The organism is Streptomyces sp. NPDC005799 (assembly GCF_040630525.1).
In the GTDB taxonomy this organism is placed as follows: Bacteria; Actinomycetota; Actinomycetes; order Streptomycetales; family Streptomycetaceae; genus Streptomyces; species Streptomyces griseorubiginosus_B.
Genome location: NZ_JBEXXQ010000198.1, coordinates 1 through 1,724, shown reverse-complemented (window position 1 = coordinate 1,724; position 1,724 = coordinate 1). Strand labels below are relative to the sequence as shown.

Sequence of the window (1,724 nt, the reverse complement as noted above, 5' to 3'; positions counted from 1 at the left end):
GCGGCTCTGATCCACTTGCTGTGGAGCCGTGACTGGCCGTCACCGCTGCCTGGAAGGATGGGCGTTCGTGTGATTGCAACGTTCTCCGGACCGCCTTCTCCCACCTGTCGAGGGTGACGGTGGACGACGTCGTGGTGGACAACGGACTGATGACCTTCTCGGCACGTACCGCGACACGGCAGGCCGCGTGCCCGGGGTGCGGGACGGTGTCGAGCCGCGTCCACGGTGGGTATCGCAGGCGCCTGGCCGACGTGGCGGTGTCCGGGCACCGGGCTGTGATCGACCTACTCGTGCGCCGGTTCATATGTCCGGCCCAAGAGTGCACTCGCCGAACCTTCGTCGAGCAGGTCGACGGGCTGACCGAACGTTTCGCCCGACGCACGGCGTCGCTGCACCGGACACTGGAGAAGATCGTGCTGGCCCTCGCCGGGCGCCCCGGATCCCGGCTGGCCGCGCACCTGTCGATCCCAACCAGCCCGAACTCGCTGCTCAGGCTGCTGCGAAGGCTTCCCGACGAGCCGGTCGGCACCGCACCACGCGTCCTGGGTATCGACGATTTCGCATTCAAGAAGGGCCACGTCTACGGAACGATCATCTTGGATGTGGAGACGGGTGAGAGGGTGGACGTGCTGCCTGACCGTACCTCGGAGACGCTGAGTGCCTGGCTGCGTGATCACCCGGGGGCGGAGATCGTGTGCCGGGACAGGGCCAGTGCCTACGCGGAGGCCGTTCGCACCGTCTGCCCCGACGCCACGCAGGTCGCAGACCGGTTCCATTTGTGGAAGAACCTGTGCGAGGCGGTCGAGAAGTGCGTTGCCCAGCACCGCGAGTGTCTCACCGACCCCGCCGAGGACGCGACCGCCGACACCGTCGCCATGGAGGCCGGCACGGCAGCCGACAACGTGCCGGAGCCATTGGAGGGGCTGCGCGCGATCAAGCGACGCGAGCGCCATGCCGCGGTGCATGCCCTGTACGGCAAGGGTGTGCAGATTGAGGTGATCGCCAAGACGCTCGGGCTCGACCGAAAGACCGTGCGGCGCTATGCACACGCTGCCACACCTGATGATGCGTTCCGCGGCACCGGCTCCCGCCGCTACGGTCAAATCCACGCCTACTCGCCCTATCTGTACCGGCGCTGGAACGAGGGCTGCACGGACGCGGCACGGCTTCATGCCGAGATCGCCGAGCTTGGCTACCGCGGCAGTCAGCGGACCGTCCGCCGCCACCTGCAACAGATCCGGGCCGCCGGCAAACCCGCACCCGCCAAGCCCAAAGAGCTGACCGTCCGGAAAGCCACCTGGCTGATCACCGCCCGCCCCGACAAGATCGACGAGAGCAATGCGCTCAAGCTCAAGCAACTCTTGTCCCGCTGCCCGGAGTTGGATGCTGTCGCCGACTGTGTGCGCGCCTTCGCCCGCATGATGACCGAGCGTCGCGGCACCGCGCTCGACGCCTGGCTCACCCGCGCCGAGGACACCGGCCTCAAGCCGCTGGGCAGCCTGGCCCGCGGTCTGCGGCAGGACTTCGACGCGGTCACCGCCGGGCTCACCCTGGAATGGAGCTCGGGCAAGGTCGAGGGCAACGTCAACAGGGTGAAACGGATCAAGAGGGACGGATACGGCCGGGCTGGCTTCGACCTCCTTCGCCGGCAGATCCTCCTCGCGGACTGAGCACTGTAACGCTCCGCGATCGGACCACAAGAAGTGGATCAGAGCCGAACGAAA

Annotated in this window: 1 protein-coding gene; it reads left to right on the top strand. The window is 67.5% G+C overall.

The window, feature by feature from the left end:
* Positions 1 to 119 precede the first annotated feature (119 nt).
* A complete protein-coding gene (locus tag ABZ453_RS51195) occupies positions 120 to 1,670 on the top strand; it encodes an ISL3 family transposase (protein WP_359026949.1) in 1,551 nt (516 codons plus the stop codon).
* Positions 1,671 to 1,724 lie beyond the last annotated feature (54 nt).